This is a genomic window from Sphingobium xenophagum (assembly GCF_031457465.1).
GTDB lineage: Bacteria > Pseudomonadota > Alphaproteobacteria > Sphingomonadales > Sphingomonadaceae > Sphingobium > Sphingobium xenophagum_A.
This window is the reverse complement of the sequence record NZ_JAVDWV010000011.1, coordinates 48,309-62,864: the sequence shown is the minus strand read 5'-3', so window position 1 is coordinate 62,864 and position 14,556 is coordinate 48,309. Positions and strand designations below refer to the sequence as shown.

General features: G+C 59.8%; 12 protein-coding genes. 6 read left to right on the top strand and 6 right to left on the bottom strand.

What is annotated here, in order from left to right:
- Positions 1-9: 9 nt before the first annotated feature.
- The 6 genes from J2W40_RS12710 to J2W40_RS12685 form a co-directional block, all read right to left on the bottom strand.
- Positions 10-789, bottom strand: coding sequence for an enoyl-CoA hydratase-related protein (locus J2W40_RS12710; RefSeq protein WP_310225313.1), 780 nt, complete (start codon positions 787-789; stop codon positions 10-12).
- 44 nt (positions 790-833) lie between these two features.
- On the bottom strand, positions 834-2,006 hold the full coding sequence (locus tag J2W40_RS12705) for an acetyl-CoA C-acetyltransferase (protein ID WP_310225311.1): 1,173 nt from the start codon (positions 2,004-2,006) through the stop codon (positions 834-836).
- A gap of 35 nt (positions 2,007-2,041) precedes the next feature.
- Positions 2,042-2,803, bottom strand: coding sequence for an SDR family NAD(P)-dependent oxidoreductase (locus J2W40_RS12700; protein WP_310225308.1), 762 nt, complete (start codon positions 2,801-2,803; stop codon positions 2,042-2,044).
- 55 nt (positions 2,804-2,858) lie between these two features.
- Positions 2,859-3,620 carry an SDR family oxidoreductase gene (locus J2W40_RS12695; RefSeq protein WP_310225306.1) on the bottom strand — a complete coding sequence of 254 codons (762 nt, stop codon included), beginning with the start codon at positions 3,618-3,620 and terminating at the stop codon, positions 2,859-2,861.
- A 3-nt stretch (positions 3,621-3,623) separates the two neighbouring features.
- Positions 3,624-4,772, bottom strand: a complete 1,149-nt coding sequence (locus tag J2W40_RS12690; RefSeq protein ID WP_310225303.1) for an acyl-CoA dehydrogenase family protein — start codon at positions 4,770-4,772, stop codon at positions 3,624-3,626.
- A gap of 85 nt (positions 4,773-4,857) precedes the next feature.
- Positions 4,858-6,009 carry a CaiB/BaiF CoA transferase family protein gene (locus J2W40_RS12685; protein WP_310225300.1) on the bottom strand — a complete coding sequence of 384 codons (1,152 nt, stop codon included), beginning with the start codon at positions 6,007-6,009 and terminating at the stop codon, positions 4,858-4,860.
- 196 nt (positions 6,010-6,205) lie between these two features.
- Between J2W40_RS12685 and J2W40_RS12680 the strand changes: the two genes are divergently transcribed.
- From J2W40_RS12680 to J2W40_RS12655, 6 genes are all read left to right on the top strand, one after another.
- Positions 6,206-7,138, top strand: coding sequence for a LysR family transcriptional regulator (locus tag J2W40_RS12680; protein ID WP_310225298.1), 933 nt, complete (start codon positions 6,206-6,208; stop codon positions 7,136-7,138).
- Positions 7,139-7,756: 618 nt separating this feature from the next.
- Positions 7,757-10,393, top strand: a complete 2,637-nt coding sequence (locus tag J2W40_RS12675; protein WP_310225295.1) for a molybdopterin-dependent oxidoreductase — start codon at positions 7,757-7,759, stop codon at positions 10,391-10,393.
- A complete protein-coding gene (locus J2W40_RS12670; RefSeq protein ID WP_310225292.1) occupies positions 10,390-10,995 on the top strand; it encodes a 4Fe-4S dicluster domain-containing protein in 606 nt (201 codons plus the stop codon). The genes J2W40_RS12675 and J2W40_RS12670 overlap by 4 nt, the downstream gene beginning before the upstream one ends.
- Positions 10,988-12,295 (top strand): NAD(P)/FAD-dependent oxidoreductase, encoded by a 1,308-nt coding sequence (locus J2W40_RS12665; protein WP_310225290.1) that lies wholly within the window; start codon positions 10,988-10,990, stop codon positions 12,293-12,295. Before J2W40_RS12670 ends, J2W40_RS12665 begins: the two co-directional genes overlap by 8 nt.
- 4 nt (positions 12,296-12,299) lie before the next feature.
- The gene (locus J2W40_RS12660; RefSeq protein ID WP_310225288.1) at positions 12,300-13,601 is read left to right on the top strand and encodes an MFS transporter; all 1,302 of its coding nucleotides are present in this window, start codon (positions 12,300-12,302) and stop codon (positions 13,599-13,601) included.
- A 29-nt stretch (positions 13,602-13,630) separates the two neighbouring features.
- On the top strand, positions 13,631-14,362 hold the full coding sequence (locus J2W40_RS12655; RefSeq protein WP_310225286.1) for a TorD/DmsD family molecular chaperone: 732 nt from the start codon (positions 13,631-13,633) through the stop codon (positions 14,360-14,362).
- Positions 14,363-14,556 lie beyond the last annotated feature (194 nt).

Here is a 14,556-nt window from a genome sequence, read left to right as displayed (position 1 = left end):
AAGATGTAGTCAGCGGCCGAGCCAGCTAGGCTTGCGCTTTTCTGCGAACGCCTTTGGCCCCTCAACTGCATCTTGCGAAGTGAGCATCTTCGCCATGGCCGGATATTGCCACTCCTCGGCCAGCTCTTTTGACAGGATTGGTGCGAGCTCTTTCCATACGGCTTCCTTTGTCGCGCGGATCGAGAGCGGACTGCATTCAATTATCATGTTGGCCCAAGTCTTGGCCGCCGCGAGCACGTCGCCGGACACGACTTCCGCGACAAAGCCAAGGTCCTTGCCTTCCGCCGCCGTCACACGGCGGCCGGTCAGGAGCATGCTCATTGCCCGCTTGAGGCCGATATCAAGGACGAGGCGCTGTATACCGCCGGCCAGCGCGACCAATCCCACGCGTGGCTCCGGGAGCGCGAAGATCGCATTTTCCTGAGCAACAATAATATCACAAGCGAGAGCGATTTCGAAGCCCCCCCCCATAGCGATGCCATTAACGGCGGCAATCACAGGTTTTGTAAGATCGTGGCGATCGCTAAGACCGCCAAAACCGGACCGTGGTGTTATTTCGCGGCTCAAATCTGGTACGAGCTTAAGGTCATTGCCGGCGCAAAATGCCTTGGCGCCCGCACCCGTGATGATGGCGACCCACTGCTCGTCGTCAGCGGCAAACTCATCAAACACCGCCTCCAGTTCGATATGAGCTTCGGTATGCAGCGCGTTATACGCGGCTTCCCGCTCGATGGTGACGATAGTAATGCGTCCTTCACGAACGACGGAGCAATTGTTTAGGTGTGTCATGATGCATCCTGGTCCAAGGGGCGGGGCTTCGGGTTTAAGGAGCCTCAGATGCGCTCTATGATGGTGACGTTGGCCGTCCCGCCGCCCTCACAAATGGCTTGCAGGCCATAGCGTTTGCCGTGTCGATGCAGGGCGTGGACCAGGGTTGTCATGATCTTGGTTCCCGTTGCGCCCAATGGATGGCCGAGCGCTATTGCTCCTCCATGAACGTTGAGCTTGCTGGGATCGGCTTCGATCGCTTTGAGCCAAGCCATGGGCACAGGCGCAAACGCTTCGTTAACCTCATAAAGGTCGATGTCGGCGATTGTCATGCCGGCCTTCGCGAGCGCGCGAGCGGTACCCGGGATCGGTTCCTCGAGCATGATGACGGGGTCGCCCGCATGGACATGCATCTGATGAATGCGCGCCAGCGGCTTCAGCCCATGCGCCTTTATCGCCTTTTCATTGGCGATCAGTATCGCCGCGGCCCCATCGGTCATCTGACTGGCGTTCGCAGCGGTGATGTAGCCGCCCGGCCGAATGGTCTTCACCTGCGCCATTGCCTCGAGCGAAGCATCATACCGGATGCCTTCATCCTTGTTATGGAGCCCAGTTCTTCCCTCAGCGTCTACGATCTCGAGCGCAACGATCTCCTTTTGGAAAGCGCCTTCCTGGGTCGCCTTGGCGCCGCGCTGATGGCTAAGCAGGGCGTAGGCATCGAGTTGCTCGCGCGTGAAGCCGTATTTCTCGGTAATCATCTCCGCGCCGTTGAACTGGCTGAACTCGGTAACGCCGAACCTGTCGAGGACGCGCTGGGACCAGGGACTGCCAAGCCCCGCCTCGAGGGCGAGGTTGGTCGGGCTCAGCATCGGCACGCGCGTCATGCTTTCGATGCCGGCTGCGATCACAAGATCCTGCGTTCCCGACATGACCGCCTGCGCAGCGAAATGCACCGCCTGTTGCGAGGATCCGCACTGGCGGTCGACGGTGGTGCCCGGCACGCTGTCCGGCAGCCTGGAAGCGAAGATCGCATTTCGAGCAAGCTGGAAGCTCTGCTGACCAATCTGACTGACGCAGCCCATGATCACATCTTCGATAGCCGCAGGGTCGACGCCTGTGCGGTCGACAAGAGCGGTCAGCACCTCGCCGCCCAAGTCAGCCGGATGCCAATCGGCCAGCGCCCCCTTGCGACGGCCGCCAGCCGTACGGACGGCCTCGACAATATAGGCTTCACCCATGAACAATGTCCTTTCTATAACTAGAATCGAGCGGCTCAGCGCGGAGCCATGCGGATCGTGCCGTCGATGCGGATCGTTTCGCCGTTCAGATAGCCGTTCGACACGATCTGGGCTGCGAGCTCGGCATATTCCTCCGGTCGGCCCAAACGCGCCGGCATCGGCACCTGCTTGCCGAGCGACGCCAGCGCTTCGGTGGATAGGCTTTCGAGGATGGGGGTCATGAAAACACCCGGCGCGATGGTGTTCACGCGGATCAGGACGCTGGCAAGATCGCGTGCCAACGGCAACGTCAATCCGGCGATGGCGGCTTTGGACGCGCCATAAGAACATTGACCAATTTGCCCATCAAAGGCGGCGACTGATGCAGTGTTGATGATGACGCCCCGCTCACCGTCGATCGGTTCGGCCCTGGCGAGACCCGCCGCGAATTTGGATGCGACGTTATAAGTACCGACGAGATTGATCTCGACGACCTTGCGAAAGCTGTCGAGCGGATGGGGAGATCCGTCGCGCTGGATCGTCTTGGTGGGCACGCTGATGCCTGCGCAGTTGACGAGGACGCGAGCGATACCATTAGCCTGTTCGGCGGCGTCGAGCGCGCCAATCACATCGTCCTCCGACGTCACATTGACCCTGAAGAATGTTCCCCCGATCTCCGCCGCGATGGCCTCGCCCAGCGCATCGTTCAGGTCGAAGATGGCGACTTTCGCGCCACCGGCCGCTAGAGTACGGGCGGTTGCCGCGCCGAGACCGGATGCGCCGCCGGTAACGATTGCGGCCGTCGATTGTAGCTTCATTTGCAACTCCCGAAGAATGTCGTGAAATGTTCAAGAAGGTGTACGGGGCGGCTGATCACCGGCATCCCACAAGGCCTCCGTCGACCGGAAGCTCCACCCCGGTCAGATAGGAGCCGGCGTCGCTGGCGAGGAAGATGACCGCCCCGGCAATCTCACTCGGGCGTCCGAGACGCCGCATCGGAATCTGCTCTTCGAGATGGCTTTGTGGGTCCTCGGTGAGAAACGCCGTCATCGAGGTTGCGAAATAGCCCGGCTGAATCGCATTGACCGTGATGTTTCGTGGCAGGAGGTCGCTCGCAAGTTTACGGCTGAGCTGATGGATTGCAGCCTTGCTGGCGATATAGCTGTAGGCAGGCAGGTCGGTATACGCGACGCCGACAGCGGAGCCGATGTTGATGATGCGTGATGGACGCTCGGCACGCCCCGCTGCGCTCAATTCGACCAGAAACTCCTGCACCATCCGGAAGGGCGCCTGTACATTCACCGCAAAAACGCCTGGCCAGGCTTTGTCAGGAAAGGTTTCCAATGGTGCCCCCCAGGTGCGACCCGCGTTGTTCACTAATATGTCGAGGGTTGCGGCACCTGTTGCCCGGAATGTGGCGCCGATCGCTGCAATGCCTTCGGGAGAACCGGCATCCCCCACCAGCGGCTCAGCGCCGATCTCGGTGGCGGCGGCGCAACACAGATCAGGATCCCGCGAGGTGACGAAGACCCTCGCGCCGGCCACGACGAGGCCTTCGGCGATCATCCGGCCAAGACCTCGCGCGCCACCGGTAACGATCGCGGTTCGGCCGGAAAGAGAGAAGAGACTGTCCATCGCTCAGGCCATTTTCCGCTCGTCGAGTCCGAGACCGCGCCCGATGATTTCCTTCATGATTTCGGAGGTGCCGCCGAAAATCCGATCGACGCGCGTGTCGGTAAAGAGCCGACTGATCCGATACTCGTCCATGAAACCCGCCCCGCCGTGCAACTGGAGGCATTCGTCGATCACGCGCCCCTCGATTTCACTGGAAAGCAATTTGGCCGCGGCGGCGTCCTCGGGCGACAGCGCACCACTATTATGCATCACAACGCACTGATCGATGTAGGTCTGGCACATGTCCAACTGCGCGCGCATCTCCGCCATCTTGAAGCGACTGTTTTGAAACGCGCCGATAGCGCGGCCAAAGGCACGACGGTCCTTCACAAAGTCGAGGGTGAGGTCGAAGGCGGCCTGCGCGGTCGCTATGAAGGCGCAGGATGCGACAAGGCGTTCCTGAGCCAGGAAGCGCGTGAGGTATTTGAACCCCTGCCCTACTTCGCCAAGTATATTGGCCTTCGGCACGCGGCAGTCATTGAAGAAAAGCTCAGCTGTATCCTGACTTTTCAACCCCATTTTGGTGAGCCTACGGCCCCGCTCGAACCCTTCCATGCCGCGCTCGACAAGAAAGAGCGTCTGGTGGCGCGCATCGTTGGGATCGGTGCGCGCGGCAACGATACACAAATCACTAAGTATACCGTTCGAGATGTAAGTTTTTGCTCCGTTCAGAACCCAATGATCGCCATCCTCTACAGCGCGCGTGCGAATGCCGGCGAGATCACTGCCAGTCGAAGGTTCGGTCATCGCGATCGAAAGGATAATGTCGCCCGACACAATGCCAGGCATGAAACGCTCTTTTTGCTCGTCGCTGCCGAGTTTCGCGATGTATGGGGCAACAAGATTGGAATGCAGGTGGATGTAGAAACCCGAGTCACCGCGTTGAAAATTCTCCTCGATGATGACCTGCTCGAAGCGGAAATCGCCGATCTCGGCGCCGCCGTAGCGCGCCTCGGCCCAGGTGCAGAGCAGACCGATTGCGCCGGCCTTGGCGTAAGCCTCCCTGTCGACCATGCCCGCCTCGCGCCACCGATCACGGTTCGGTTCGATTTCCCGCAGCATGAAGTCCCGCACCGTCGCCCGGAACTGCTCATGGGTCTCGTCGAAAATCATTCGCTGCATAGTTGCTTCGGGCGCAAGCGCCCCTCCTCTTCAATCAGAACTCTATCCATTGCCCGCGGGCCTCTGGGCTAGTGCATCAGCAAACGACCCGACCTTCGGTGAGGCACGCGATCGCGGTGTCCCCGTAGCCCGCTTCGCTCAGGATCTGCCGCGTTGTGTCCGGCCCTGATTGCAGCGGCCTTGGAACGACGGTAACGCTGCGCGAATAGACCGGCGATGGCGCGGGCTGCTTGTAGCCATCAACATCGACAAAGGCGCCAACTGCGACATTTTGCGGATGATCAACGGCCTCGGACAGGGAAAGGACCGGCGCATAGCAGGCATCGGTAGCCGCCAGGAGAGCGTCCCATTCGGCGCGTGTTCTGCTCTTAAATATCGCCGCAAACTTCTCCCGCTGCGCTGGCCATGACGCCCTGTCTTCCTGCCGCTTGAGTAGCGGATCCTCCTCCTCGCCCAGAAGCGCCAGCAAGCGCCCGTAAAAGACCGGCTCGATCGGCGCGATCGACACGTGCAGACCATCGGCGGTTTCGTAGGTATCGTAGAAAGGCGCCCCACCATCGAGAGTATTGACGCCTCGGTGGTCTGTCCAATTGCCGGCGGCAAGGAATGAGTGGATCGAGGTGGTGAGCGTGGCCGCTCCTTTTATCATGGCGGCATCGACGACCTGCCCCTCGCCGGTGTTTCGGACGTGGTTGATCGCCGCAAGCATCCCGAAAGCAAGCATCATGGCCCCGCCCCCATAGTCTCCGACTAGATTGATTGGCGGGACCGGTCGACCGTCAGCAGGACCAATCCCGTGAAGCGCGCCGGAAAGCGCGATATAGTTGAGGTCATGACCGACGCAGGGCGCGAGGGGACCTGTCTGGCCCCAACCAGTCATCCGGCCGTAGACGAGGCGCGGGTTCTCCGCGAGCAGGGTGTCCGGCCCAAGCCCGAGGCGTTCCATGACACCAGGCCGGAAGCCTTCGATGACGCCATGCGCCGAGCGGACAAGGGTCCGCACCAGGGCGACACCCTCGGACATTTTAAGGTCGATGACGATCGAGCGCCGCGAACGATTGGTAAAGTCCGATCGCGGATCGACGCCGAAGCGATCCTGGTGGGAGAACGGTCGATCGATGCGGATGACTTCCGCGCCATGGTCCGCAAGCATCATCGCGCAAAACGGCCCAGGCCCCATACCGGCGAATTCGAGAATTCGCAGACCGCTCAGCGGGCCGCCGGTCATTGCGCGATTCTCCGAGCGGTCCCCAACGTCGTCGAACCTGGGGGGATCGATGCCAATGATGTGATGGCGATAGGCAAAGGAACCTCTCAGCAAGATTGGGCATACCGATGCAACCCGTCTTGTGAGGCCTACGCGAAGCATGAACGTGACGTATAATTCATTGTGAGTACGCTCCATTCATGCAATGAATGATCGCATGTTGGATAGCCGTCTTGCCTATGTCGTAGCGGTAGCGCGCACCGGCTCGTTTACCGCTGCCAGCAAGGAGGTTGGGCTTACGCAATCGGCGGTGACCCGCAGCGTCGCCGAGTTGGAGAAGCAGCTTGGCTTCCTGCTCTTCCATCGCTCGGTGAAAGGCGCGCTGCCTACGGAAAAAGGTCGCGACTTCATCGAACGCGCAGAGCGGCTCCTGGATGAAACGCAGGATCTGCTCCGTGGGGTTGGGCGCCCAGACGATCCCTTCGCCGTAACTCTCAGGATCGGCGTCTGTCCGTCATCGCTCGAATGGCTCCTCGTTGAAGCCCTTAGCGATCTGCATCGGCGTCACGGCGAGCTTCGCTTCGATATGAGCAGCGCCAATTTCGAGCGCACCATTCAGCAGCTTCTCAGTGGCAATGTGGACGTCGCGATTGGTTTCGATGCCGCATTCGCTGACTGGGCAGAGGTAAGGCGCATCCCGATCGGAGTGCTTGAATCCACCTTCTTTGCGCGCAAAGGTCATCCGATCCACGCGATCTCTCGGCCAAGCGACACTGACCTCGCGCGATACGAGCTCGTCTCGCCAGCCGTCACCCGGCCCTATATAGCCACCACACGCGGCATCTTCGAGAGCCAAGGAATGGACTGGAAGCGCCACGTCCATGTGATCGACGCCTTTCCGGTGGTACGGCGCCTCGTCGCGACCTCGGATGCCATCGGCCATGTCGCGCGCAGCTATGCTCAGTATCCGAGGTTCGGCGAGAAGTTCGATCTTATCGAGCCGCTCACGCCATATCCTGGCGCCATCATCTGCGCGGCCGTGCGGGCACGGGCAGAACCCACTCAAGCAACGCGCACATTCATTTCCACACTGCGCACGAAGTTAACCAGCGGCGAGCGTAGACACCTTTCGCCTTATGAAGCCGGCTGAATCTGCGCTGCCAGCTTCATCCGTCCGCAGCGACATGGCAAGAGCGACCGATCCGGCAGCAGGGCCGCTGCTGGAGTGAGGGCGATGCCCAGGAGCTATCAAGCCTCAGATTAAACATCTTACTCCGCCGCCCGCGGCCTCCATACTCTCGCCGTAACGCCCAATGATAATTGTCTTTTGCGTCGGATAAGGGGCAGCCGAGGAGGATGGATGAAAGCTCAAGTCAGTGAAGCACAAAAGCCATGTGCTTGCCCCCCCCGCGCGTTTGCCAGTTGGCGGGCTATACTTGCGATAAGCCATCTCCGGTGAACGCAGATGCCGGGAACGAGATGTGCCATGCGCGCTGAGCGGCAGATCCGGGACTCCATCGTCCGAGTGGACGTCGGTGCAACCGGTTTCGCGCTGGCGATGGAACCCGGCTTCCGCACCTTGGTCTGCTTCGCCTTTGAGCGGGGTCGCCGACCCCACTACCCACCGCACGGTGAGACGACCCATGCTCCAGTGCCGGAGATCATGCACTGAAAGGGCATGGCGAACAGCCCCGACCTACAAACATCGCGGTTCACGCCAAATGGTCATCGGTCACGCTAAAGGATTAACCCAAGGAAGGGCAGTACAATGCGAGTAGAGGATAGGCCGAGGGAAGGTGCCGCGAGGCCGTTCAAAGCCTCTCTTGATGCCTGGAGCCGGGCTGTCAAACTGGCTGGCGGCGTCGGCTTCGGCCTCAAACAGCTCCCGAGATCGGACAAGCTATTGGGTCCAGGCGGCGGCCGGGGCAAATGGATTGCGGCGGATTGCTGGCCCGACTGTGGCAGCAAGGGCTATAACAAGGCCTATGTCGAAGACGGTGTCGTCGTCAGGATGGGGACGGACGACAATATCGAAGACAGCTGGAATCGACCGCAACTGCGCGCCTGCGCAAGAGGACAGTCGTTGAGGCTGTGGCTCTTGGGAGCAGACCGTCTGAAATATCCGATGAAACGCAAGAACTGGGAGCCTGGTGGTGGGCAAAAGGAGCTGCGCGGCAAGGATGAGTGGGTAAGGATATCCTGGGACGAAGCGCTCGATATTCTCGCCGGCGAACTCAAGCGCGTAAAGGAAACCTACGGGAACAGGGCGATCCTCGCTAATTTCGTCGGTACCATTACGGCGCGCTTTCTGGGAGCATATGGCGGCTTTACCGAGCAATGGGGCGGACATTCTCTCGGGACCTGGATGAACGCCATTTTCTTCACTGGGTATGAGATGCAGTGGAGCGACCGTTTTGACATGGTCGAGACCAAATTATTCCTTCTCTGGGGTACCAATCCAGTCTGGAGCCAGGCTGGACTTCCAGCCTACACTTATTGGGAAGCCAAGAAGCGGGGCGCGCGGTTCATCGCGATCGACCCCTTCTACAACCCGACGTACGAGATGCTGACCGACGAGTGGATACCCATTCGTCCTGGCACCGACCACACCATGCTCCTCGGGATGATGCACACCTTGGTGGTCGAGGACGATCCGAGCACCAATCCGTTGATCGACTGGGACTTCATGCACCGCTGCACGGTCGGCTTCGACCGCGATCATATGCCCGAAGGCGTCGATTCGTCGGAGAACTTCGTCGATTACCTGCTGGGCAAGGACGACGGCCAGCCCAAGGACGCCGAGTGGGCGTCGGAGATATGCGGCGTTCCACCCGAGCGCATTCGCTGGCTAGCGCGAGAGCTCGCGAAGGAGCGCGACGCGGTTCTCTGCACGTCCGGAGGCGTGGCGCGCGTGGACAATGCGGACAGCCTGCCGCAGGCGTTTATCACCCTCGCGGCGATGACCGGCCATATCGGCCGGGCGCACAGCCAGCTTGCCCTAGCACATCACTTCGGCACCAATGGCGGGCCGCAGCTCGTCCAAGGGCAAAATTCCCGGTCCTATTCAAATTCACACCTGCGCGCTCCGCCCGTGCTCAATCCTTTGGCGAGCAACACGATGGCCGGGGGTCTAGTGGTGCTCCCGACGCCAGGCTGCATCAACATCTACGAGATTAACTCGGCAGTTCTTAACGAACAGTATACCGAGGTGGATGGCGCAAAGACGCCAATCGACCTACGCATGATCTATCATGCGCACGGATCTCGGGTAAACCAGATTCCCAATACGCTCGAAGCGATCAAGGCCCATCGCAAGGTCGAGTTCGTGGTCACCCAGAATATGTTCATGAACGCCGATGCGATCTATTCTGATCTCGTTCTGCCGGTCACGTCGCGCTGGGAGCGCGAAGGGAATGTCTGCATCGGCTACCGCGAGCAGCTGTTATGGCATTCCAAGGTCATGGAACCCTATTTCGAGTGCAAGGACGACCTGTGGATCGGTGTTCAACTAGCGAAGCGGCTCGGGGTTGATCCTACGATCGTAGAGCCATGGTCCTGGGGTCAGGAGATCTTCAACCAGGTTGCGGATGCCCGGGTCATGCAGGATGACGGCAAGACGTTGGAGCCGCTCGTCACGATCACCGAAGAAGACCTGGCGCATTTCGGCTTTGAAGGAGAGCCTCAAGTCGGGCGCATCCCGATCCGTGAATTCCAGGAAAAGGGAATCTACCACATTCCGCGCGAGCCCGGCGACAATCACAGCTTTGTCTATCTCGAAGCCTTCCGAAACGATCCGGAAAGGCATCCGACCCACTCGCAAAGCGGAAAGCTCGAAATTCATTGTCAGGCGCTGGCTGATGTGGTGAACAATCTGGGCTGGGCCAAAATTCGGCCTATCCCCTCCTACAATCCTCCACTTGAAGGCTATGAAGCCACGTTCAGCGACTGGCCAGCTCGCATCAAGGGCGAGTATCCGCTTCAAATCTACAATGTACACATGCCGCGAAACGCACACACGTTCTTCGACAATGCGACGGTCATGCGTGAATTGTTCCCGCACGAGTTCATCATGAACCCGGCCGATGCCGAGGCGCGAGGCATCGCGAATGGAGACACGGTTCTGGTTCGCAGTCCGTGGGGCAAGATCTTGCGCACAACGTGGGTCACGCCGCTGGTGATGCCTGGAGTGTGTGTACTCGGCCAGGGCGCCCGCGTCGACCTGGATGAAGAAACAGGCATCGACCATGGCGGATGCGCGAATGTCCTCAAGGGCGGGACCCTGACGGGCGGCGGGCATTCAGGTTTCAACAGCGTCATCGCGCAGGTCGAAAAATGGACTGGCGCGCCACTGCGTCCGGACTTGGATCGCGGGGCCATTATCCCATTGCCGGGAGAGCGCATGTGAGCACGCAACTTGGCTTCTACCTGGACGCAGCGGCATGCAATGGCTGTTCTGTTTGCCTGGTCGCCTGCAAGGACAAATATGACAATCCCGTCGGCGTAAACTTTCGCAAAGTCATCCATCAAACGATGGGGCATTGGGAGGAGGATAGCGCTCAGCCAGGCTTTCTGGTGCCGCAAATATCGGCCTATACCTTGTCCATCGCCTGCAATCATTGCGCCGATCCCGTATGTCTCGAAGCCTGTCCGGTTGCCGCTATTCAGAAGCAGGAGGACGGACTCGTCCTGATCGACAAGAATATCTGTGTGGGATGCCGGCTATGCCAGTGCTGCCCATACGACGCCCCCCAGTTCAACGAAGAACTCGGCGTGATGACAATGTGCGACGGTTGTGTCGATCTGCAGGGTACCGGCGAAGAGCAGGCCTGCGTCGCCGCCTGTCCGCAACGCGCGCTGGAGTTCGGAGATGTTGAAGAGTTAGCGCACAAGCATGCGACCAGGGTTGCTGGCGTCGAGCCGCTTCCTGATCCAGCAATCACCAGGCCGTCGCTCTTGATCACACCCCATCGGAATTCTCCGCTCAGCAGAAGTGAAATAGATGGCTGAAACATTTGCACTGATCGGCGGAGGTTATGCGACATCTCGCGCCGCCGACTGCTTGAGGCAAGAGGGCTTCCAAGGCAGGATCGTTCTTATCAGCGAAGAACAGCATTTGCCTTACAGCCGTCCGCCCCTCTGCAAGAAGGGCCTGTTGGTCGATATGCCGGTCAAGCGCCTCGTATTGCGGCATCAGAACTTCTACGATGACAACAATATCGAGCTGCGCCTGGGAGCATCGGTGACCGGCATTGATCGTCGCAACAGGATTGTCACGATCGAGAGCAGCGAACCTCTCCAATATGACAAGCTGCTGATCGGAACCGGCGGGCGCCCACGAACCCTGCCTATTCAAGGCTCCGATCTTGCAGGGATCCATGTCATCAGGACTGTCGAGGATGCCAGAGGCTTGAAGGCCGCGCTTGCTCCCGGTGTGCGTTTGGTGATCATCGGTGCCGGCTACATTGGTATGGAAACGGCCGCCGCGGCCCGGATGGCCGGCATGGATGTTACCGTTATCGAGCTCACGGGACGACTGATGAGCAGGGTCGTCGCCCCGGTAACCTCGGAATTTTTCGCTCGCTATCACCTTGATCATGGCGTCAAGCTGATGCCGCACCGCTCGGCCATGGCTTTTGAAGGCGCAGGACGGGTCGAAGCAGTCTTGCTCGATGACGGGCAACTCGTGGCCACGGATGTTGTCCTGGTCGCCGCCGGAAACATCCCGGAGTACCGCCTAGCGGCCGACGCTGGTCTAGAATGCGAAGGCGGCATCGTGGTTGATGACCGCTGCCGCACGTCCGATCCCAATATATTCGCGGCGGGGGACTGCACGCGTCATCCCAGCGTCCGATACGGTCGGCGCATCCAGCTCGAGTCCGTGGATAATGCGCTGGAGCAGGCGAGAGTTGCGGCGGCCGGGATGTGCGGCCGCCGGGTTCGCCACGCCCACGTTCCTTGGTTCTGGTCCGACCAATATGATTTGAAACTCCAGATCGTCGGCCTGTCCGACGGCTTCGACGAGGTCATCGTCCGCGGTGATGCCGACAAGCCCGGATTCACGGTGTGGTACCTCAAGGACAAGGAAGTCATATCGATGGAGGCGGTCAACAGCCCTATAGATTTTGTGCAGGCCGGCCGCTGGATCGGCGGGGGCGCGAAAGTGGACGCGCAGATCCTTGCAGATGCGGATAGACATCTGGATGAGGCCGTTCTGGTACCGGCGGCGCCGCCAGATCCGTTAGCATCGTCCACCGACGCGATGGTCGAGGCCTCCTACGATCGGCACCTCGCCGGTCGAGAAGCGTAAGCTCATGGGTGAGTCAGCCCGCGCCCACATCAACATGACGGGGTTCCCCGCTACGCGAACCTCCACCAGCGTATTGCTCTTTTTTGCAACCAGCACGGCTACACTCAATATCCTCGACCGCTCCGTTTTGAATATTGTGGCGGAACCGATGAGGATAAGCCTCGGATTGACCGACACGCAACTTGGCCTGCTGTCGGTATGCTTTGCCCTTTTCTACTCAATTGCCGGGTTGCCAATCGCCCATTATGCGGATCGCCCCAGCACCGATCGCCGGCTCGTCGTCGCAGCCTGTGTGTCGGTCTGGTCTGCCATGACCGTCCTATCCGGCCTGGCTTCCACGTTCGTGCAACTTCTCTTCGCGCGTGCCTTCGTTGCAGTCGGAGAATCCGGTTCAGGCCCTGCATTGCTAACGCTTCTGAACGAGGCTGTGCCAGAACGCGTGCGCGGGAAGGCGTTTGGAATCTATGGGTTGGGAGCGCCTCTCGGAATATTGCTCGGCTTGGCCGTAGGCGGATATCTCGTCGAGCTTGTGGGATGGCGCATGACCTTTGTCATCGTCGGTGCGCCCGGAATCCTTGTCGCTGTCGCCTTCAAGATCTTCGTCCGGGATCCGCGTAGAATGGGCCCGATGGACCGTCTCGCGCACCGCGCGCGTTTCGACGAGGCGTTGCGGGTCATGCTCATCTCGAAACCACTATTACTTCTGACTTTCGCGGCGGCGACTTCCGGCCTCATTACGATCGGCTTACCAAGCTGGACGGCGATCTATCTGATCCGAATATTGCATCTTGAGCCAGGACATGCGGGGCTGATTCTCGGCTTGATCCTCGGGCTAGGCGGGATTGCCGGAACGATGGTCGGCGGCATTCTCGCCGATCGCATGGAAAGAAGAGGGGTCGGCAGATCCCTTTTGGTTCCGGCCGCGGGCCTGGCGCTTGGCATTCCCGCGGCGCTTGTCGCATTCGGAAGCGAGGACTGGCGCGTCTTCACTTTCTTCTATGGTATCGTCGCGTTTGGCGCTTTCTTCTTCATGGGGCCACTCGTTTCCACTCTTCATTCTCTGTCTCCAGCGTCGTGCCGGGCGACTGTCACTGTCATCTTGTTCATGGTGATGAACCTCCTCGGAGGCGGGCTGGGCCCATTCCTGATAGGTGCTTTTTCTGCCAATCTATCCACCAAGCATGGCCCGGAAGGTCTGCGATGGGTCATCATGGCGGCGTCGACCGCTGCACTTGTGCCTGCGCTGCTGTACATTTGGACGTCTTGGGTCATCAAACGCCAAGTAAGCCCCTCCCCTCTGCTTTGAGAGACCCCCATTCTTAATCGGGAACGCAAATGAAAGCCGCCAAGAACACCGAGTGGATCGTTCAGTTTGAGACGCAGATGCTGGTCTCGGCCTTCCTCGCAAAGGCCCTCTATCAAGAGCCCGACGTCGCATGGCTCCACGCGATTGCAGAGGAAAAGCTTTTTGACGCTTTGCCGCCTTACGCGGAAAACAGGGATGTCGAGGACGCGCTAGCCTTGCTGCGATCCGGGTCGGCCTCGCTTCTCGGAGAGCACCGCGATGGCGCGGTTGAGGCCATCTGTCGTGACTACATGCACTTGTTTGTCGGTCCAGGACGACTGCTCGCCGCACCATGGGGCTCGGTCTATAGCAACAAGGATCGGGCCGTCTTTCAGACCGAAACGGTAGGCGTGAAAAACTGGTACAAGCGCTTCTCGCTGGGGCTAGCAACTGAATATAACGAGCCGGCCGATCATGTGGGGCTGGAATTCAGTTTCTTGTCCCACCTCTCCAAGCTGACTATTGCAGCATCGAAGCAATTCGATGGCGAAGAAGTCAAAAGGCTGATCGCGGCTCAGCGAGGCTTCCTGACACAGCATATGCTCAGGTGGATTCCGAGCTGGGCGGATGCAGTCGAGGCGCATGCTCAAACCGAGTGGTTTCTCGGCTTGGCTTCTTTAAGCCGTGCCGTTCTCACCGAAGCAAAGTCGTTCCTCGCAATCGCTTTGGTAGAACACCGGGACACCGGGCCTTTTCGCCGAACATCAACCGCCGATGCCTGAACACCGATCCGCAATCCCTCCCGGCCCTTCGTATGGTGACCTTGTGAGCGAATACGCCGTCGAGCCGCCGTCGAAAGGCTCTACCGCCAGCGCAACATTGGCACTCGGCAACGTATTACATAGCAGGCGTAGGCGCACGTGGCAAAATTACGAGACAGACAATCCCAGGCGCAGTGTTCCTACGTGGCCTGTTC

Coding starts and splice junctions, on each gene's coding strand:
- J2W40_RS12665 (WP_310225290.1), top strand. CDS start 10,988: ATGGCTGAAACATTTGCACTGATCGGCGGAGGTTATGCGACATCTCGC.
- J2W40_RS12655 (WP_310225286.1), top strand. CDS start 13,631: ATGAAAGCCGCCAAGAACACCGAGTGGATCGTTCAGTTTGAGACGCAG.
- J2W40_RS12675 (WP_310225295.1), top strand. CDS start 7,757: ATGCGAGTAGAGGATAGGCCGAGGGAAGGTGCCGCGAGGCCGTTCAAA.
- J2W40_RS12690 (WP_310225303.1), bottom strand. CDS start 4,772: ATGATTTTCGACGAGACCCATGAGCAGTTCCGGGCGACGGTGCGGGAC.
- J2W40_RS12705 (WP_310225311.1), bottom strand. CDS start 2,006: ATGGGTGAAGCCTATATTGTCGAGGCCGTCCGTACGGCTGGCGGCCGT.
- J2W40_RS12660 (WP_310225288.1), top strand. CDS start 12,300: ATGGGTGAGTCAGCCCGCGCCCACATCAACATGACGGGGTTCCCCGCT.
- J2W40_RS12685 (WP_310225300.1), bottom strand. CDS start 6,009: ATGACCGGCGGCCCGCTGAGCGGTCTGCGAATTCTCGAATTCGCCGGT.
- J2W40_RS12710 (WP_310225313.1), bottom strand. CDS start 789: ATGACACACCTAAACAATTGCTCCGTCGTTCGTGAAGGACGCATTACT.
- J2W40_RS12700 (WP_310225308.1), bottom strand. CDS start 2,803: ATGAAGCTACAATCGACGGCCGCAATCGTTACCGGCGGCGCATCCGGT.
- J2W40_RS12680 (WP_310225298.1), top strand. CDS start 6,206: ATGTTGGATAGCCGTCTTGCCTATGTCGTAGCGGTAGCGCGCACCGGC.
- J2W40_RS12695 (WP_310225306.1), bottom strand. CDS start 3,620: ATGGACAGTCTCTTCTCTCTTTCCGGCCGAACCGCGATCGTTACCGGT.